General features: G+C 74.2%; 17 protein-coding genes. 5 read left to right on the top strand and 12 right to left on the bottom strand.

Going from position 1 to position 18,656, the window contains the following annotated elements:
• From PV341_RS07320 to PV341_RS07295, 6 genes are all read right to left on the bottom strand, one after another.
• The coding region (locus PV341_RS07320; RefSeq protein ID WP_500357061.1) for a hypothetical protein at positions 1–905 on the bottom strand (905 nt) is incomplete at its 3' end.
• Between the two features lie 5 nt (positions 906–910).
• The gene (locus tag PV341_RS07315; protein WP_500357059.1) at positions 911–2,053 is read right to left on the bottom strand and encodes a DUF916 domain-containing protein; all 1,143 of its coding nucleotides are present in this window, start codon (positions 2,051–2,053) and stop codon (positions 911–913) included.
• Positions 2,054–2,125: 72 nt separating this feature from the next.
• Positions 2,126–3,451, bottom strand: a complete 1,326-nt coding sequence (locus PV341_RS07310; RefSeq protein WP_500328639.1) for a beta-xylosidase — start codon at positions 3,449–3,451, stop codon at positions 2,126–2,128.
• Between the two features lie 116 nt (positions 3,452–3,567).
• A complete protein-coding gene (locus PV341_RS07305) occupies positions 3,568–4,206 on the bottom strand; it encodes an LPXTG cell wall anchor domain-containing protein (protein ID WP_500328700.1) in 639 nt (212 codons plus the stop codon).
• A 142-nt stretch (positions 4,207–4,348) separates the two neighbouring features.
• A complete protein-coding gene (locus PV341_RS07300; protein WP_500328640.1) occupies positions 4,349–4,849 on the bottom strand; it encodes an ATP-binding protein in 501 nt (166 codons plus the stop codon).
• Between the two features lie 141 nt (positions 4,850–4,990).
• Positions 4,991–5,359: an STAS domain-containing protein gene (locus PV341_RS07295; RefSeq protein WP_499512192.1), complete on the bottom strand. Its 369-nt coding sequence runs from the start codon at positions 5,357–5,359 to the stop codon at positions 4,991–4,993.
• 196 nt (positions 5,360–5,555) lie between these two features.
• Between PV341_RS07295 and PV341_RS07290 the strand changes: the two genes are divergently transcribed.
• The gene (locus PV341_RS07290) at positions 5,556–6,440 is read left to right on the top strand and encodes an RNA polymerase sigma factor SigF (protein WP_500328641.1); all 885 of its coding nucleotides are present in this window, start codon (positions 5,556–5,558) and stop codon (positions 6,438–6,440) included.
• Between the two features lie 69 nt (positions 6,441–6,509).
• On the opposite strand, the gene PV341_RS07285 is transcribed toward PV341_RS07290, so the two are convergent.
• Genes PV341_RS07285 through hutU form a run of 5 tightly spaced genes read right to left on the bottom strand, consistent with a single transcriptional unit; the run spans position 6,510 to position 13,597 of the window.
• A complete protein-coding gene (locus PV341_RS07285; RefSeq protein WP_500357057.1) occupies positions 6,510–8,123 on the bottom strand; it encodes a beta-N-acetylhexosaminidase in 1,614 nt (537 codons plus the stop codon).
• 50 nt (positions 8,124–8,173) lie between these two features.
• Positions 8,174–9,346, bottom strand: coding sequence for an imidazolonepropionase (hutI, locus tag PV341_RS07280; RefSeq protein WP_500357056.1), 1,173 nt, complete (start codon positions 9,344–9,346; stop codon positions 8,174–8,176).
• Positions 9,343–10,701 carry a formimidoylglutamate deiminase gene (locus tag PV341_RS07275; protein ID WP_500328701.1) on the bottom strand — a complete coding sequence of 453 codons (1,359 nt, stop codon included), beginning with the start codon at positions 10,699–10,701 and terminating at the stop codon, positions 9,343–9,345. Before PV341_RS07275 ends, hutI begins: the two co-directional genes overlap by 4 nt.
• Positions 10,698–11,906: an allantoate amidohydrolase gene (locus tag PV341_RS07270; protein ID WP_500328644.1), complete on the bottom strand. Its 1,209-nt coding sequence runs from the start codon at positions 11,904–11,906 to the stop codon at positions 10,698–10,700. The genes PV341_RS07275 and PV341_RS07270 overlap by 4 nt, the downstream gene beginning before the upstream one ends.
• Complete coding sequence (gene hutU, locus PV341_RS07265; RefSeq protein ID WP_500328645.1) at positions 11,903–13,597, bottom strand: urocanate hydratase; 1,695 nt, start codon at positions 13,595–13,597, stop codon at positions 11,903–11,905. The genes PV341_RS07270 and hutU overlap by 4 nt, the downstream gene beginning before the upstream one ends.
• A gap of 197 nt (positions 13,598–13,794) precedes the next feature.
• Between hutU and PV341_RS07260 the strand changes: the two genes are divergently transcribed.
• Positions 13,795–15,084: a type III PLP-dependent enzyme domain-containing protein gene (locus PV341_RS07260; RefSeq protein WP_500328646.1), complete on the top strand. Its 1,290-nt coding sequence runs from the start codon at positions 13,795–13,797 to the stop codon at positions 15,082–15,084.
• A gap of 39 nt (positions 15,085–15,123) precedes the next feature.
• On the opposite strand, the gene PV341_RS07255 is transcribed toward PV341_RS07260, so the two are convergent.
• Positions 15,124–15,702, bottom strand: coding sequence for a hypothetical protein (locus PV341_RS07255; RefSeq protein WP_500357054.1), 579 nt, complete (start codon positions 15,700–15,702; stop codon positions 15,124–15,126).
• A gap of 154 nt (positions 15,703–15,856) precedes the next feature.
• On the opposite strand from PV341_RS07255, the gene PV341_RS07250 reads away from it, so the two are divergent.
• The 3 genes from PV341_RS07250 to PV341_RS07240 all read left to right on the top strand — a co-directional run.
• Entirely contained in the window at positions 15,857–16,066 is a 210-nt protein-coding gene (locus PV341_RS07250) for a ferredoxin (RefSeq protein WP_089222253.1), read from the top strand.
• The gene (locus PV341_RS07245; RefSeq protein ID WP_500328648.1) at positions 16,056–17,420 is read left to right on the top strand and encodes an NAD(P)/FAD-dependent oxidoreductase; all 1,365 of its coding nucleotides are present in this window, start codon (positions 16,056–16,058) and stop codon (positions 17,418–17,420) included. Before PV341_RS07250 ends, PV341_RS07245 begins: the two co-directional genes overlap by 11 nt.
• A gap of 73 nt (positions 17,421–17,493) precedes the next feature.
• A partial coding sequence (locus PV341_RS07240) for a cytochrome P450 (protein ID WP_500357052.1) occupies positions 17,494–18,656 on the top strand: 1,163 nt, incomplete at its 3' end.

The following is an 18,656-nucleotide window of genomic DNA, read 5'->3' as shown; positions in this document are numbered from 1 at the left end:
CCCGCGTGCCCCGGGACCTGCGGGCCGGGGGGCGGGCCCGCAGGTCCCGGGGCACGCGGGCGGACCCGGTTGACGACGGCCATGCAGAGCCGGAAGAGCGCGGCGGGCACGACGACGCAGAGCAGGAGCCAGAAGAGGGTCACGCCCCAGGGGCGCGGGACGTCCCAGGGCTCGGTGACCAGCACCTTGCCCCCGTGTTCCAGGGTCACGGTGTAGTCGCCGTGGGCGCCGGCCGCCAGCTCGACGGGCAACTCGACCCGGGCCTTCCTGCCCGGCTGGACGGTGCCGCGCCAGGTGCGCTCCTCCCACTGGGGCCCGAAGAGCCCGTGGGAGGTGCCGACCCGGAAGACAGGGTCCTTGGCCGGGCCCGTGCCGAGGTTGCCGACGGTGAGCACCAGGCGCCGGCCGGGCGGGGCGCCGAACCAGGTGAGCAGGCCGTTCGAGCCGTCGAGCCGGGCGCTGAGCACGGCGAGCCGGCCATCGCCGGTGCGCTCGGGCAGCGGGGCGGTCGGGTGGCCGGCGACGACGAAGGGCGCGTCCACCACCGTGTGCTCACCGGTGACGGTGGCGACGTGGACGACGCACGGGCAGGGCTCGGGCGGCTCCGCGACCGCCATCGCGCGGCGGAAGGCGCCGTGGGCGTCGGTGGTGACGGCCCGGCCGTACGCGTTGGCACAGGAGTTGGTGCCGCCGATCGCGTTCTGGCCGCAGATCAGCAGCGTGAGCAGGGTGTGCGGCCGCCAGCCGGTGCCCCGTACGGTGATGTCGCCGCCGGCGCCGGCCTGCTCGGGGCTGACGGTCACGGCCGGGCCGGGAGCCGCCGCGGAAGGGGCGGGGGCGCTCAGGAGGAGCAGCGCGAGGAGGCAGAGGGCTGCCGCGGGAATCCGGTGGGTGCGCCGTCGCATGGGCCTCACGCCGTCCTGCCGCCGACGGTCGCGCCGGTGGCGCCGGGGTCGTCGGGTCCGCCGCCCGCGCGGGCCGCGAGGTCGGTGCCGCCGGCCTCGTACGGCTCCTCCCCCACCGCCGGGTCCGCCGGCGCCGCCCGGCGCCGCGCGCGGACCCGCACCAGCAGGATGACCAGGCCCCCGAGGAGGGCCAGGGCGAGGCCCACGGCCGCCCAGGGCACCGCGAGGAACGAGGCGCCGGCGGTCTCGTCGACGTCGGCGCGTACCGCGGTGACGCGCAGCCGCACGCCGACCCGGTCGAACTGCGGGGCGCCCGCCCAGGGCTCGGTGAGCTCGACGCGCTGGCCGGGCAGCAGTTCCAGGGGCAGGGTGCGTGCCGGGCGGTCCAGCAGCGTGCGGCCGAACAGGCCCCGCGCGGTGACGGCGAGCCGCGGGGTGAGCGAGACGTTGCCCCGGTTCACGAGGGTGTAGCGGATGGTGGCGTGGCTGTCGCCGGTGCCGGGGAACAGCGGTCCGCCGTGGCCGACGGTGACGTGCTCCACGGACAGGGCGGCGAGGCCTGGTCCTGCGACGCGCAGGTAGACGCGGGCCCCGACGGCCCTGCGCACGCCCACCCGTACGTCGCCCGGGGCGGCGCCGACGCGGGTGTCGAGGGCGACGATCGCACCGGGGTGGTCGCCGGGCGAGGCGTCGGTGGGGACGGTGACGGTGAAGGGGATGTCGGCGCGGGTGCGGGCGGGGATGGTGATGCTGCTCCGGGCCAGCCGTACCCAGGAGCCGAGGTCGGTGTTCTCCTCGTCGGCACCGCGCACGGCGAAGCCGCCGTCGCGCGGGGTGTTGTAGGCGTCGGCGCCGTAGAGCCGGAAGGTCATCGGCCCGCCCGAGAGGTTGGAGACGGAGACCTTGTCCGCGATCGTGGTTCCGGGGTCGGCCTCCAGGGTGAAGAAGGGCCGTTCCTGGGCGGTGGGGCTGCGGTCCTTCGCCCCGGCGGCCGGGGCCGGGAAGACCGACCAGCGGCCGTTGTCCGCGGCGAGGGCGGCGGGAGCGGATGCCGTGCCGAGGCCGAGGAGACCGAGCAGGACGAGGAGGACGAGGAGGACGGTCGGGAGCGCGCCGGACGCCCTGGCTCCGGCACTGGCTCTGGTCATGACGGCGCTCCCTCGCGGTCCGGTGGTGGGCCGGTCGTGGCGGCCGGCCCACCCGAGCTATCTGACTGTGTGTCAGGTAAGCGTGAGGGTCAAGACTCCGGAGTAGCTTCCCGTGGCGGAGAACGCGGGCACGTCCAGCGACAGCCCCGCGTCCACGGTGAACTCGCCGCCGGTCAGGGTCCCGTCGGACGCCTGGGCCAGCGTCGCGCCCGCGCTGCCCACGGTGCCGGCGGAGCCCGCGGCGCAGGTGCTGGGACTGCCGGACGCCGCGACGCACGCGGGCTGCCAGCTGAGCCGGTCGGCGCCGATGAGCGCGCCGCCGGGCCCCTTGAAGTCGGTGACCTTGCCGGTGAGCGACCAGCCCGTGCTCCCGCCGCGGAAGTCCTTGACGGTCACGGTCTGCAGTGCGCCCGTGGAGGGGCCGCCCTCGCCGAAGTCGACGGGGGCCATCTCGACGGTGTCCCCGGCCTGGGTCATCGACAGGGTGCCCGCCTTCACCGAGGTGGTGAGCTTCTGACTGCCCGGCGGCGGCGGGGTGGTGTCGATGACGGTGTAGGCCACCGGCCCGGCGGCGGTCGCCGGGTCGTACCCGCCGCCCTCGAACGCGACGATGCCGGTGGTGTCGAGGTCGCCGACGGCCAGCGTCGCGCTGAAGGCACCGGAGCCGTCGGCCGTGGCGGAGGTGGACTCACCGGTGGCGGTGGCGCCCTGGACGCCCGCGACGGTCACGGCGGCGCCCGCGGTGAAGCCGGTGCCCGTGACCGTGACCTGCGCCCCGATCGGGCCGGAGGAGGAACCGAGCGCGATGTGTCGGCCGTTGGGCGCGGCCACGGTGATGGTCTCGGCGACGGGGGCGGGCGGGTTGAGCACGGTGCAGGGGGTGTCGGCCGAGATGCCGTAGTCGGAGTGGACGTTGTAGTCGCCCGGGGTGAGGGTGATCTGACCGGGCGCGGTGACCGTGAAGGTGCCGGTGATGGTGAAGTTCGGGAAGTCGGCACCGGCCGGGATGACCGGGTTCTCCTTGGGGCCGACGAGGGTGAGCTCCTGCGTCTGCGCGCCGCCGAGCCGCACCTTGACGGTCGGGGTGATCTGGTCCTCGGGGATGGGGAGGTTGAAGCTGCTGGTGTTGGCCATGGGGCCGTCCAGCACGTAGGTGACGGTGACCGTGTCGCCGACCTGCGGGGTCGTGTCGCTCACCGAGATGTCGGCGACGGTCGGCCCGTCGAACGGCGGGATGCCGGAGATGCCCGGCGGAATGCAGTGCACCTGGAAGGCGGAGGCCGCCGCGGCGACGGGCCCGGCGAGGAGGGTCCCGCCGCCCAGTGCGAGGGCGAACGCCCCGAGCACGGCGGCGGACCTCCGTCTCCATAAGGCGCCATTGCGAGGAAACGCGATCATTTTGCACCTCTTGATCACTTTTCTGGTACAGAGTCCCTTTCTGTACCGCCGACGGTCATTGACGTCCGGCGATCAAGAGAAGTCAATGCGAAAGCCTGACCGAATTTGACGGGCCGTCAGATACGGTGTCCTGGACGGCGGGTCAGCCAGAGCACGCCGGCGGCGCCCAGGAGCAGGACGGTGCCACCGAGGGTGCCCAGGGCGACGGCGCCGTCCTCGGGCCCGGTCCGCGGCAGGGACTCGCCGCCGGACCCGCCCGAACCGCCGGAGGCGGAGCCGCCCTTGGACCCGGCCGCCGCGGTGACATCGAGGGTCAGCGAGGGCCCCGGGCCGTTCCCCGGGGTGCAGGTCGTCGTCGTACCGAGGGCCTTGATGGTGAGCACCCCCGCGGTGAAGGTGACCTTGCCGCTCCCACGCGGGACGTAGGTGCCCGACAAGTCGTTGATCTTGATCGGGGTGTTCGCGGGCACGGTCGCGGCGTTCGCGGGACCCGACACCTTGAGCGACCCGCTGTCGGCCCCACCGAGGGTGATGAGGGCACTCGGATTCATGGCGCCCTTCCCCAGGTCGACGGGACTGGAGGAGACGCCCTTGCGGAACGACATCACGATCCTGTAGCCCGACCCCGATGTGGTGGCGGTGATGTCGATGGGCGAGACGGCGCTCTTGTCGCCGATCGGGGTCTTGCAGTCGTATTTGACGTCCACGACCTTCGCGTACGCGGCCGGGGCGCTGCCGAGGACGGCCGCCGCCATGACGGCGCCGACGGTGGACACCGCGGCCACCTTGCGCTTGGGGAGCGACACCGGATGTCTCCCTTCCCCCAGAAGTTACTGACGATCCATCAGATGTGGCGCGACAGTACGCCCGTGAGGGAAAGAGGGGAAGAGATCCGGCTCAGGCCGGGGCGGCGACCTCGGCCCAGACCGTCTTGCCCGGCCGGCCGTCGGCGTGGCGTACGACCCCCCAGTCCAGGCAGAGCCGCTGCACTATGAACATCCCGTGCCCGCCAGGCCGTCCGGCCCGGTGCGGGGTCCGCGGGGCGGGACTGCCGGTGCCGCCGTCGGCGACCTCCAGGCGCAGCGCCTTGGAGTGGCGGAACAGCCGCAGCTCCTCGGGACCGCCCGCGTGCAGGCAGGCGTTGGTGACCAACTCGGACACCACCAGCAGGACGTCCTCGGCCGCCGCGCGGCGGTCCGCGGTCTCGGCCGGCAGCCAGCCCCAGTCGTAGAGGGCCTGGCGGGTGAAGTCACGGGCGCTGGGCACCACGCCGGCCACGTCGGCAAGGGAAAGCCGCCGTGTCTCAGCGTCCTGGGCGCCCTGGGCGCGCGGCGGCAGTGCCGCATCGCCCGGATCCGGGTCGCGGTCGTCGGCCGTAGGGGGCCGGGTGGTGCTCATCAGCGCCTCCACTCACCGATGTCCGCCAGTGTCCGAAGTGATCCCGAGGTCTCTCCTGCCCGGGCCGCTCCGGTGAACACCTCCGGATGCGGACGAAACAGGGCGTGCCACAACGCCCCCCGTGGGGAGCACTGCGGAGGGTCACTCCTTGAGGGCGTCGTCCAGGGTGTCGTGGACGGTGAACACGGCCTCGGCCCCGGTGATCGCGAAGACCTTGGCCACGGCCGGCTTCATCCCGGCCAGATGGACCGCCCCGCCCGCGGCCTCGGCCTTCAGCCGGGTGCCGAGCAGGACGTTGAGTCCGGTGGAGTCGCAGAACTCCAGATGCGTGCAGTCCACCACGAGGGTGCCGAAGCCGTCCTCGATCAGTGTGTCGAGCGGCTCGCGCAGCAGGTCGGCGGTGTGGTGGTCGAGCTCACCGGCAGGTGCCACGACCGCCTTCGTGCCGTACCGCTGCACGGAAACGTGCAGCCGGTCCCGCCCGGCCGTGTCGACCATCTCGCGGTCCATGCACACTCCTCCCGGACGACTCGGCGATCCGCATCTCGCACCCTACGCGCTTCCTGATCAGGGCGGTAGTCGCTCCGGCGGCGGCCCGCAGATCGATGACCGCCGGGTTGCAATATCCACGCCGAACGGGGTAGGCGTTGAGTGTGGGCTGAATTTCACGCTCCGCTTGCCCTGCCGCCGCACCGAGGAGGAGAGCATGGCATCCCGGCTCGACGCGCGCGACGCGTCGGCGACCACCGAGGCCAGCGTCCACGAGGAACACGGAACACCGGAGGGCCTGGAGGACCTCCCGGAGATCCCGCCCTTCGACGAGGTGGGTCCGGTCGACGCTCGGGCCCTGTCCAAGACGCTCTTCCAGCGGCTCGAGACGCTGGAGGAGGGCACGCCCGAGTACAGCTACGTACGCAACACGCTGGTCGAGCTCAACCTCGCCCTGGTGAAGTTCGCCGCCTCCCGGTTCCGCTCCCGCAGCGAACCCGTCGAGGACATCGTCCAGGTGGGCACGATCGGGCTGATCAAGGCCATCGACCGCTTCGAGCTGAGCCGCGGGGTCGAGTTCCCCACGTTCGCGATGCCGACGATCATCGGCGAGATCAAGCGCTTCTTCCGTGACACCTCCTGGTCCGTGCGGGTCCCGCGCCGGCTTCAGGAGCTGCGGCTGGACCTGGCCAAGGCCGGTGACGAGCTCGCACAGCAGCTGGACCGCGCGCCGACCGTCGCCGAGCTGGCCGACAGGCTGCAGATCACCGAGTCCGAGGTCGTCGAGGGCATGAGCGCCAGCAACGCGTACACCGCGAGCTCGCTGGACGCCCAGCCCGAGGAGGACGACTCCGAGGGGGCCCTCGCCGACCGCATCGGCTACGAGGACCACGGTCTGGAGGGGATCGAGTACGTGGAGTCCCTCAAGCCGCTGATCGCCGAGCTCCCGGCGCGCGACCGGCAGATCCTCTCGTTGCGCTTCGTGGGCAACATGACACAGTCCGAGATCGGTGAGGAGCTCGGCATCTCCCAGATGCACGTCTCGCGGCTGCTCAGCCGCACCCTCGGGCGGCTGCGGCGGGGGCTACTCGTGGAGGAGTGACCGTTCCCCTTCCCCGGCACGGCGCGGTGGGCCCGGTGAGAGTTTGCTCTCACCGGGCCCGGCCTTCCCTCAGGACAGTCCGGCGACGTCGCCGGGGCCGGTGGCGGCGGCCGGCCAGTCGATGCCGGGAGCCCGGTGGTGGTTCATCCCCATCGCCGTCCACCGCGGGCCCTGGGCCGCCAGTCGCTCCCGGAAGGACGCCCAGCCGGTGCGCGCCGCGGGGGTCCAGCCGCGTTCGGCGACGGCGGGCAGGCGGGGGAAGGCCATGTACTCGATGTCGGCGCTGCTGGTGACCGTCTCGGACCACAGCGGGGCCTCGACACCGAGGACGGCGTCGGCCGGGGCGCCCGCGACGAGGTCAGCGGGGTCCCAGTCGTAGGCGCGCCGGACGTCGATCCGGCCCGCCCAGGAGGTACCGAGCGGGGTGTCCTCGTCGTACTTCATGTCGAGGTAGGCGCGGTCGGCCGGCGACAGGATCAGCCGGGTGCCCGCGCGGGCGGCGGCCGCGACGTCGGCCTGGTCCTTGGCGCCGGTCCCCCAGTACTGGGCGACGGCGCCCGGGACGGGGTGGGCGCCGGTCAGCTGGTGCCAGCCGACGGGCGTCTTGCCGAGCCCGCCGACCACCGCCTGCGCACGGTCCATGAGGGCGACGTAGTCGGCGTGGGGCGTGGCCCGCGCCTCGTCGCCGCCGATGTGCAGGTACGGGCCGGGGGTGAGGGCGGCCGCCTCGCGCAGGACGGTCTCCACGAAGGCGGTGGTGGCGGGCCTGGACACGCAGAGCGAGCTGAAGCCGACCTTGGTGCCCGTGTAGAGCTCGCGGGCGACGCCGTCGCAGTTGAGCCCCGCGTAGGCGGCGAGGGCGGCGTTGGTGTGGCCCGGCATGTCGATCTCGGGCACGACGGTCATGTAGCGGCTCGCCGCGTACGCCACGATCTCGCGGTAGTCGGCCTTGCTGTAGAACCCGCCCGGACCGCCGCCGACCTCGGTGCTGCCCCCGTGGGCGGTCAGCCGGGGCAGGCCGTCGACGGCGATGCGCCAGCCCTGGTCGTCGGTCAGGTGCAGGTGCAGTCGGTTGATCTTGTAGAGGGCGAGCTGGTCGACGTAGCGCTCGACCTCGTCCACGGTGAAGAAGTGGCGCGCCACGTCCAGCATCGCGCCGCGGTAGCCGTAGCGCGGGGCGTCGGAGATCGTGCCGCCCGGGACGGTCCACGGCCGCCGGACGACGTACCGGCGCTCGACGTCGGCGGGCAGCAACTGCCGCAGCGTCTGCACCCCGTGGAAGAGCCCGGCGGGCGTGGCCGCGCGGATGACGACGGAACGGGCGGTGGACCGCAGGGTGTAGCCCTCCGCCCCGGTGCGGGCGGCGGTGTCGAGCGCGAGCACGATGCCTTCCCTGGCCCGGTCCGCCGTCACGGGCAGGGCGTACCCGGTCGACGGCCGCAGCAGCGCGGCCAGTTGGCCGGCGATCGCCCCGGCCTGTGCGGAGCCGCCGGGGACGTGGATCCCGGCGGCGTCCCCGAGGGTGAACGCCGTCCCGTCCGGCTTGACCGAGGACGGCGCGGGCACGACCTGCCCGAGCGGCCGGACCTCGTCGGCGTCCGGGCGGGACGGTACCGCCGTGGCGAACGGGGCCGCGGCCACCAGGGACAGCAGGGCCACGGTCAGCACACGTCGAGGTCTCATTCCCGAACGTCTACCACTGGAGCGGCCGCGTCCGCCCGCACCGGGGCGGATCAGATCGATGCGCGCACCCCGCGCCGCCACACGGCGGACACCAGCGGTACCCCCGGCCGGTAGGCGAGGTGGACGTGCGAGGGGGCGTCCAGCAGCACCGCGTCGGCCCGCGCGCCGGGCGCGAGCCGCCCGACGTCGTCCCGGCGCAGCGCCAGCGCCCCGCCCAGGGTCGCGGCCCGCACCGCCTCGTCGGGGGTCATCCGCATGTCCCGTACGGCGACGGCCACGCAGAAGGGCATGGAACTGGTGAAGGAGGAGCCGGGGTTGCAGTCCGTGGACAGCGCGACGGTGGCGCCCGCGTCGATCAGCCGCCGCGCGTCGGGGTAGACGGCGCGGGTGGAGAACTCGGCGCCGGGCAGCAGCGTCGCGACCGTGCGGCTGTCGGCGAGCGCGTCGACGTCGGCGTCGGTGAGGTGGGTGCAGTGGTCGGCGGAGGCCGCGTCCAGCTCCACGGCGAGCTGCACACCCGGGCCGTGGCCGAGCTGGTTGGCGTGCACCCGCGGGACCAGACCGCGGGCGGCACCGGCGGTGAGGACGGCGCGGGCCTGGTCGCCGTCGAAGGCGCCGCGCTCGCAGAAGACGTCGACCCAACGGGCGTACGGGGCGCAGGCGTCGAGCATGGGGCCGGTGACCAGGTCGACGTAGCCGGCCGGGTCGTCGGCGTACTCGGGGGCGACGATGTGCGCGCCGAGGAAGGTGACCTCGTCGGCGTGGTCGCCGGCGATGCGCAGGGCGCGGGCCTCGTCGTGCGGGGTGAGGCCGTAGCCGGACTTGGTCTCGATGGTCGTGGTGCCCTGGCGCAGCGCCTCGGCGACGTAGCGGGCGACGTTGGCGTGCAGCTCCTCGTCGCTCGCGGCCCGGGTGGCGGCGACGGTGGTGCGGATGCCGCCCGCGGTGTACGCCTGGCCCGACATGCGGGCGTTGAACTCGCGGGTGCGGTCGCCGGCGAAGACCAGGTGCGAATGGGAGTCGACGAAGCCGGGGATGACGGCCCGGCCGGCCGCGTCGTACGACTCGTCCGCTGCGGGCGCCGCCGCGGAGGGGCCGACCCAGGCCACGTGCTCGCCGTCGATGACGAGCGCCGCGTCCTCCAGCAGCCCCAGCGGGCCATCGCCGAGCGCCGGGTCGTTGGTGACCAGGCTGCCGATGTTGGTGATGACGCTGCTGCTCATGACGGGCTTCCTTCGGCGGCGGATACGGCGGAGATCGCGGCGGTCAGGGCCGCGCCCACGTCGTGGACGAGCTGGTGCGCGCCGTCGCGGACGACGTGGCGGCCGCCGACCACCGTGTGGCGGACGTCGGCGCCGGTGGCCGCGAAGACGGCGGTCTCGGCGCCGAGCCGGGCCGGGGGGCCCGCGGTGCGCGCGCTGTCCAGCGCGATCGTGGTGAAGTCGGCGAGCGCCCCCGCCTCCAGTCGCCCGGCGTCGGCCCAGCCCAGGCCGGCGTGACCGTCCGTGGTGGCGGCGCGCAGCAGCTCGGCGGCGGTCCAGTGGCCGCGGGTGCGGGTGCGCAGCCGCTCGTCCAGCTCCATGGCCCGCGCCTCCTCGAACAGGTCGATCACGGCGTGGCTGTCGCTGCCGAGGCTGAGCGGGCTGCCCGCCTCCTGCAGCCGCCTGGCCGGGCCGATCCCGTCGGCGAGATCCCGTTCGGTGGTGGGGCACATGCAGATCGTGGTGCCGGAGCCGCCGAGCAGCGCGATGTCCTCGTCGGTGAGGTGGGTGGCGTGCACGGCCGAGGTGCGCGGGCCGAGCACACCGTGGTCGGCGAGGAGCCGGGTGGGGGTGACGCCGTGGGCGGCGAGGCAGGCCTCGTTCTCGGCGGGCTGTTCGGACAGGTGGACGTGGAGCGGCGCCTGGCGGTCCTCGGCCCATCGGACGACGGTGGCCAGCTGGTCGGCCGGGACCGCGCGCACCGAGTGCACGGCCGCGCCGATCCGCGCGTGGGGCCGGTCGGCGAGGGCGGACGCGCGCTCGGCCCAGCCCTCGGCGTCGCCGTCGCCGAAGCGCAGCTGGTGCGGTTCGGGGGCGGCGCCGAAGCCGGAGGAGAGGTAGACGGTGTCGAGGAGGGTGATGCGGATGCCCGCCTCGTCCGCGGCGGCGATCAGCGCCTCGCCCATGGCGTTGGGCTCGTCGTAGGGGGCGCCGCCGGGCCGGTGGTGCACGTAGTGGAACTCGCCGACGCAGGTGATGCCCGCCAGGGCCATCTCCGCGTACGCGGCGCGGGCGAGGTCGAAGTAGGTGTCGGGGGTCAACGCGGCCGCGACCCGGTACATGACCTCGCGCCAGGTCCAGAAGGTGCCGCTGCCCTGCTGCACCGTGCCGCGCAGGGCCCGGTGGAAGGCATGGCTGTGGGCGTTGGCCAGCCCCGGCAGGGTGAGCCCGCGCAGCGTCACGGCGCCGACGGGCGGCGCGGCGGCCCCGGTGCGCAGGGCGGCGATCCGGCCGTCGGCGGTGGTGTCGACGACCACGCCCCGTTCGACGCGGCCGCCGGTCCACGCGTACTCGGCCCAGTAGCTCTGCGGCGTCAGCGACACGCCAGGCCCTCCAGTACGTCGGCGAGTGCGGTCACCCCGGCCAGGCAGTCGTCCTCGGTGGCCGTCTCGGCCGGGGAGTGCGAGACCCCGGTGGGGTTCCGTACGAACAGCATGGCGGTCGGGACGGCCTCGGAGAGGATGCCGGCGTCGTGTCCCGCCCCGGTCGGTAGCACGGGGGCGTTCCCCAGCAGCTTGGCGAGTTCGTCGCGCAGGCCGTGCGCGAACTCCACGACCGGGGTGAAGGACTCCCGGGTGACCTCCACCCGGACCCCGTCGCGCTCGCCCCGCTCGACCGCGGCGCGCTCGATCTCGCCGACGACCTCGGCGAGGGTGGCCTCGTCGGCGGCGCGCGAGTCCAGCCAGCCGCGTACCAGGGAGGCGATGGCGTTGACGCCGTTGGGCTCGACGCCGACCTTGCCGAAGGTGGCCAGCGCGCCGGCGAGCCGGGCCTTCTTGCGGGCGGCGAGCACCGTGTTGGCGTACGTCAGCATCGGGTCGCGGCGGTCCTCCAGGCGGGTGGTGCCCGCGTGGTTGGCCTCGCCGTGGAAGTCGAACCGCCAGCGGCCGTGCGGCCAGATGGCGGAGGCGACGCCCACCGCGTGCGGGGTGTCGGCCAGGAAGCGGCCCTGCTCGACGTGGAGCTCGACGAACGCGCCGATACGGGCGAGGCGTGCGGGGTCCGGGCCGATCGCCTCGGGGTCGTGCCCGGCCCGCTCCATGGCCTGCGCCAGGGTGACTCCGTCGCCGTCGCGCAGCGCGTGGGCCTTCTCGGCGGTGAGCTGTCCCGCGGTCAGCCGGGAGCCCACGCAGGCCAGCCCGAAGCGGGCGCCCTCCTCGTCGCCGAAGTTGACGATCGCCAGCGGCTTGGCGGGCGCGGCGCCGCGGGCCCGCAGCTCGTCCAGCGCCGCGAAGGAGGACACGACGCCCAGCGGCCCGTCGAAGGCACCGCCGTCCGGCACCGAGTCCAGGTGCGAACCGGTCACCACGGCGTCGCCGGCGGTGGGATCACCCAGCCAGGCCCACTGGTTGCCGTTGCGGTCGAGCTCGTACGCCAGGCCCCGGCCCTCGGCCTGCGCCTTGAACCAGGCGCGGCAGTCGGCGTCCGCGCCGGTCCAGGCGTAGCGGCGGTAGCCGCCGGAGCCGGAGTCGCGGCCGATGGGCCGCAACTCCGTCCACATCTCGTGGAACGAGGAGGTCACGCCTCCCCGCCTTCGACGCCCTCGCCGCCCTCGCGCATGGGCACGCGCACACCGCGCTCGGCGGCGACCTCGTCGGCGCGGTCGTACCCGGCGTCGACGTGCCGGATGACGCCCATGCCCGGGTCGTTGGTGAGCACACGGCGGATCTTCTCGCCCGCCAGCTTGGTGCCGTCGGCGACGGTGACCTGGCCGGCGTGGATGGAGCGGCCGATGCCGACGCCGCCGCCGTGGTGGATGGAGACCCAGGAGGCGCCGGAGGCGACGTTGACCATGGCGTTGAGCAGCGGCCAGTCGGCGATCGCGTCGGAGCCGTCGAGCATGGCCTCGGTCTCGCGGTACGGGGAGGCGACGGAGCCCGCGTCGAGGTGGTCGCGGCCGATGACCACCGGGGCGGCCAGCGTGCCGTCGGCGACCATCTCGTTGAAGCGCTCGCCGGCCTTGTCGCGCTCGCCGTAGCCGAGCCAGCAGATGCGCGCGGGCAGGCCCTGGAAGTGGACCCGCTCACCGGCCATCTTGATCCAGCGGGCCAGCGACTCGTTCTCCGGGAAGAGCTCCAGGATCGCCTTGTCGGTCTTGGCGATGTCGGCCGGGTCGCCGGACAGCGCCGCCCACCGGAAGGGGCCCTTGCCCTCGCAGAACAGCGGGCGGATGTAGGCCGGGACGAAGCCGGGGAAGGCGAACGCCCGGTCGTAGCCCGCGAGCTGGGCCTCGCCGCGGATGGAGTTGCCGTAGTCGAAGACCTCGGCGCCCGCGTCCATGAAGCCGACCATGGCCTCGACGTGCTTGGCCATCGCCTCGCGGGCGCGCTGGGTGAACTCGGCGGGCTTCTCGGCCGCGTACGAGGTCATGTCCTCGAAGTCGACACCGATCGGCAGGTACGCCAGCGGGTCGTGGGCGGAGGTCTGGTCGGTGACGACGTCGATGGGCGCGTCCATGGCGAGCAGCTGCGGCACCAGCTCGGCCGCGTTGCCCAGGACGCCGATGCTCAGCGGCTTGCGCTGGTCGCGGGCCTCGGTGGCGAGGGCGAGGGCGTGCTCCAGGGAGTCGGCGCGCACGTCCAGGTAGCGGTGCTCGATGCGGCGCTCGATGGCGCGCGGGTCGCAGTCGATGCAGATGGCGACGCCGCCGTTCATGGTGACGGCGAGCGGCTGGGCGCCGCCCATGCCGCCGAGACCGGCGGTGAGGGTGATGGTGCCGGCCAGGCTGCCGCCGAACTTCTTCTCCGCGACGGCGGCGAAGGTCTCGTACGTGCCCTGCAGGATGCCCTGGGTGCCGATGTAGATCCACGAACCGGCCGTCATCTGGCCGTACATGGTCAGGCCCAGCGCCTCCAGGCGGCGGAACTCCTCCCAGGTGGCCCAGTCGCCGACGAGGTTGGAGTTGGCGATGAGCACCCGCGGCGCCCACTCGTGGGTCTGCATCACGCCGACCGGGCGGCCGGACTGGACGAGCATCGTCTCGTCCTGCTTCAGCCCCTGCAGGGTGCGGACCATGGCGTCGAAGGAGCGCCAGTCGCGGGCGGCCTTGCCGGTGCCGCCGTACACGACCAGCTTCTCGGGGTGCTCGGCGACCTCCGGGTCGAGGTTGTTCTGCAGCATGCGCAGCGCGGCTTCCTGCTGCCAGCCCTGTGCGGTGAGCGCGCTTCCGCGCGGTGCGCGTACGGTCCTCGGTCCGGCGCCGGTTCCGGTCATGCCCCTGCCTCCTCGCGACTGGATTGAGTCATTCACATCCTTGCCTCCTGAATAGCACTAGTCAACCGGGGCGACGTGCCTCCGGCGCGTCCCGCGGGGCCGTGTCCGGGTCACGTCCCCCACGGGCAGGTCGTACCCGCCGGGGGCCCGTCCGTCACGGGCCCGCCCCGACGGCCTCGGCCTGACACGATGGCGGTATGACGGAGGAACCCGCGGTACGACGGGAACGGGCACTTCGCGCGGCGGTCGGGCAGGGACTGATCGGCACCGACAGGCCGGTGGTGGGCCTGCTGGACCTGGACGGCGTCCGGGCGGCCGCCGCCGATCTGCGGGCGGCCTTCGCCACGCCCGGGGTGGAGGTCACGCACACCTTCGCGGTCAAGGCCGCGTCCCTGGTGCCGGTGCTGCGGCTGCTCTCCGAGGAGGGCATCGGCGCGGAGGTCGCCAGCCCCGGCGAGCTCGCCCTGGCCAGGGCCGCGGGCGTACCCGCCGGAAGGATCGTGCTGGACTCCCCCGCCAAGACCCCGGACGAACTGCGGGAGGCGCTGGCCCTCGGCATCGCCCTCAACGCCGACAACCCGCAGGAGCTGGCGCGCCTGGACCGGCTCGTGCCGCCCGGCACCACCGCAGCCCCGCTGGGCCTGCGGGTCAATCCCCAGGTCGGCGCGGGCAGCATCGGTGCGATGAGCACGGCCACCGCCACGTCGAAGTTCGGCGTCGCCCTGCGCGACGAGGGCGCGGCGCAGTGGGTGGTCCGCGCCTACCTCGACCGTCCCTGGCTCACCCGGCTGCACACCCACACCGGTTCGCAGGGCGTACCCCTGGAACTGATGGCGGCCGGCGTCCGCGCGGCGTACGAGCTCGCCGAGCAGATCAACACGGCGGCCGGGCGTCGGCAGGTCACCACGCTGGACATCGGCGGCGGCCTGCCGGTCAACTTCGCCTCCGACGAGGTCCGGCCGGGCTTCCGCGCCTACGCCGACGCGCTCCGCGCGGCCGTGCCCGGACTCTTCGACGGGCGGTACGCGCTGGTCACCGAGTTCGGGCGGTCACTGGTGGCCAAGCAGGGCACGATCCTGGCGCGCGTGGAGTACGCCAAGACGGCCGGGGGCCGCGCGATCGCCGTGACGCACGCCGGCGCCCAGGTCGCCACGCGCACCGTCTTCGCGCCCGGCGCCTGGCCGCTGCGGGTCCTGGCGCTCGACCCGGAGGGACGCCCCAAGGACGGCGCCCCGGTCGTCCAGGACGTCGCCGGGCCGTGCTGCTTCGCGGGCGACCTCGTCGCCACGGCGCGCGAGCTGCCGCTGCTCGCGGAGGGCGACCTCGTGGCGCTGCCCGACACGGGGGCGTACTACTTCTCGACGCACTTCGCGTACAACTCGCTGCCCCGCCCCGCCGTCCACGGCTACTGCGGGCCCGGCCCGGACTTCCGCACCCTGCGCCGCGCCCAGACGATCGAGGACCTCGTACGGGAGAGCGGCGGCTGAGCCACGGCCGCGCGGCCGTGGCTCGTTCACCCGGACGGGTCAGCGGGCCGCCGCGGCGCGACGGCGGGACGAGCCGCCGGGGCCCGCGTCGCCGGCCACGGGTCCGGTGGCCTCGTAGCCGGGGACGGACGCCGCGGCGGGGCCGCGTCCCACGTACTCGGGCCTGACCCACAGCAGCGTCTCGTGCGCCCGCTTCCAGCGCCCCAGGCGCACCGCCTTGGCCCACAGCCCCGCTCCGGCGCCCGCGAGCAGCATCCCCGCCGCGGCGGGCGCGGCCACGCCGGAGGCGAGGGCCACCACGAACGCGGCGAGCAGCCACCACCGCCGGGCCCGGGTCCAGGCGCGCGCCGTGACCCGGCGGTCCTGCAGGAAGACGCCCCGGGGCGCGCGCTCGGCCGCCTCCGCGAGGGCCGTGTACCGCCGCCGGCGCACCAGGAAGGCCACCACCGCGGCGACCACGAAGAGTGCGGCGCCACCCAGCACCCCGATGCGGCGTCCGGTCAGTCCGGGCACGAAGACCCCGACCACCGCCGCCACGACCCCCAGCCACCACAGCCACCGCGCCGGCACCCGTACCAGGACCGCCACCCGCGCCAGCGCATACGCTCCGCGCACCACCGCTGTCTCCCTTCCTCCACGGCTCGTTCCGTCAGTGCTGGGGAGGGAGGTTACTCACGGAACATCAGAATTCCGTGAGAACGGCACCGCATGCGGGGCCGCGGAGGCAGTGCTACCACTGAGAGCGGGGGCCTTCGGGGCTGGAGTGGTGCGTATGAACATCGTGGTCGACCTCAATCGCTGCCAGGCCTACGCGCAGTGCGCGTTCCTCGCTCCCGAGGTCTTCGAACTGCATGGCGAGGAGGCCCTGCTGTACGTCCCCGCCGTCCCGGAGGACCAGCAGGAGCGCGTCCACCGGGCCGCGGTGGCGTGCCCGGTGCAGGCCATCCTCGTGGGCGGGGCGGCGGGTGCCGATGTCCGGTGAACTGCGCGACGGGCGCATCGTCATCGTCGGCGCGTCCCTGGCCGGCCTGCGGGCCGCCGAGACGCTGCGCGACGAGGGTTTCGCGGGGTCGCTGACGCTGGTGGGCGACGAGCCGCACCCGCCGTACGACCGGCCGCCGCTGTCCAAGCAGGTGCTGCTCGGGCGCGTGCCCGCGACGGCGACCGGGCTGCCGGCCCGCCGGGAGGTGGACGCGCAGTGGAAGCTGGGCATCGCCGCCACGGGGGTCGACGGGATCGGCCGGCGCGTCTTCCTCGCGAACGGCGAGGAACTGCCCTTCGACCGTTTGCTGATCGCCACCGGCACCCGCGCGCGGCCCTGGCCGAACCCTGCCGAGGCCGCCCTGGACGGTGTGTTCGCGCTGCGGACCAGCGACGACGCGGCCGGGCTCGCCGAACGGCTGGACGCCGGGCCCCGGCGGGTGCTGGTGATCGGCGCCGGTTTCACGGGCTCGGAGATCGCCTCCGCCTGCCGGGAGCGGGACATCCCCGTGACCGTGGTGGAGCGCGGCCCCGCGCCCCTGGTGGGCGCGCTCGGCGGGACGCTCGCCGCGGTCGCCGCCGAGATGCACCGCAGGCACGGGGTGGACCTCCGCTGCGGGGTGCAGGTCACCTCCCTGGAGGGGGACGGCCGGCTGACCGGCGCCCGGCTCTCCGACGGGAGCACCGTCGAGGCGGACGTGGCGGTGGTCGCCCTCGGCGCGGTCCGCAACACCGAGTGGCTGGCCGAGTCCGGCCTGGCCGCCGGCCCGCGCGGCGTGACCTGCGACGCCGGCTGCCGTGCCTTCAACATGTACGGCATCGTCACCGACGACGTGTTCGTCGCCGGCGACGTGGCCCGCTTCCCGCACCCCCTGTTCGGCTACCAACTGCTCGCCCTGGAGCACTGGGGCAACGCGGTCGCGCAGGCCGAGGTGGCGGCGCACAACATGGTCAGCGCGGGCCCGTTCCGGCGGCCGCACCTGGCCGTGCCGGCCTTCTGGTCCAGCCAGTTCGGCCACAACATCAAGTCGGTGGGCGTGCCGACCTACTCCGACCAGGTCGTCGTCGCCCAGGGTTCGCTGCGCGAGGCCCGGCTGGTCGTCGTCTACGGCTACAAGGGCCGCATCACGGCGGCGGTGTCGGTGAACCGGGCCAAGTGGCTGGACTACTACCAGAACCTGATCGAGACGGCCGCGCCGTTCCCACCCGAGCCCGGGGCCGCCGACCGGACCGTCCCGATGATCCCCCTGCCGTCCGACGTACCGGACCCCGCGGTGCTCTCGCACGGCCCGACGGTCGCCCTCACCGGTCATCTGCCGGACCGGCGCCTGACCCTGGTGCGGCACGGCGGCTGAGGCCGCCGCCGCCGGCGCCGCGGACGGGCCGTGGCAGGACGCCGCGGCCCACGACGACGAGGAGCCCCCGCGCATGGCTGCGGACACGCTGTTCCGAAGGATCACCGACTACGCCAGCCGGCCCGATCCCTACCCGCTCTACGCCGAACTCCGCGAGAGCAAGGTGGCGCCGCAGGACGACGGCAGCTACCTCGTCGGCACCTACCACGAGATCACGGCCCTGCTCCACGACCCACGCATCAGCTCCGACCGGCGCCACCGCAGCGACCCGCAGGAGGCCCGGCTGGCCGGGGAACTGGCGCCCTCCTTCATCGGCGTGGACGATCCCGAGCACGACCGGCTCCGCCGCACCGCCATGCGGCCCTTCGGCCCGCCGCACACCCCGGGCCGGGTCGACGCCATGCACGGTGAGATCGTCCGGATCGCCGACGGCCTCGTCGCCGGGCTCCGGGACAAGCAGCGCATCGACGTCGTCGACGACTTCGCCTACCCGCTCCCGGTCACCGTGATCTGCCGGCTGCTGGGCGTGCCCCAGGAGGACGAGCCGATGTTCCGCGGCTGGTCGGACCAGATCGTCGGCGGACTCGACCTCAACCCCGACGAGGACCCCACGCAGCGCACGCAGGCCGCCACCGAGGCCCGCAGGGCGATGGGGGTCTACCTGGGCGGGCTGGCCGAGCAGCGGCGTGGCAAGCCCTCCGACGACCTGCTGTCGGCGTTCGTCAACGACCAGGACCCGGCCGGCGGGCTGACCCAGATCGAGCTGATGGTGACCTCGGTGCTGCTGCTCGTCGCCGGGCACGAGACCACCGTCAACCTGATCACCAACGGCATGCTCACCCTGCTGCGCCGGCCCGACCAGCTGGACCTGCTGCGCCGCGAACCGGCCCTGATGCCGCAGGCGGTGGAGGAACTGCTGCGGTTCGAGCCGCCCGTGCAGATGCTGCCCCAGCGCACCCCGCTGGTGGACGTCGAGGTCGCGGGGGTCACCGTGCCCAAGGGGGCGCCCCTGGTCCTGGTGCTCGCCTCCGGCAGCCGTGATCCGCAGCGCTTCCGGGACCCCGACCGCTTCGACCCGCAGCGCACGGACAACCAGCACCTGGGCTTCGGCAGCGGTGTGCACAGCTGCTTCGGGGCGCCGCTCGCCCGACTGGAGGCGCAGATCGCCCTCACCGCGCTGCTGCGCGACCTGGACGGCCTCCGGCTGGCGGAGGACCCGCCGCCGTACCGGCGAAG

Source organism: Streptomyces sp. PA03-1a, assembly GCF_033792805.1.
Taxonomy (GTDB): Bacteria; Actinomycetota; Actinomycetes; order Streptomycetales; family Streptomycetaceae; genus Actinacidiphila.
This window is presented reverse-complemented; position numbering and strand designations above follow the sequence as displayed.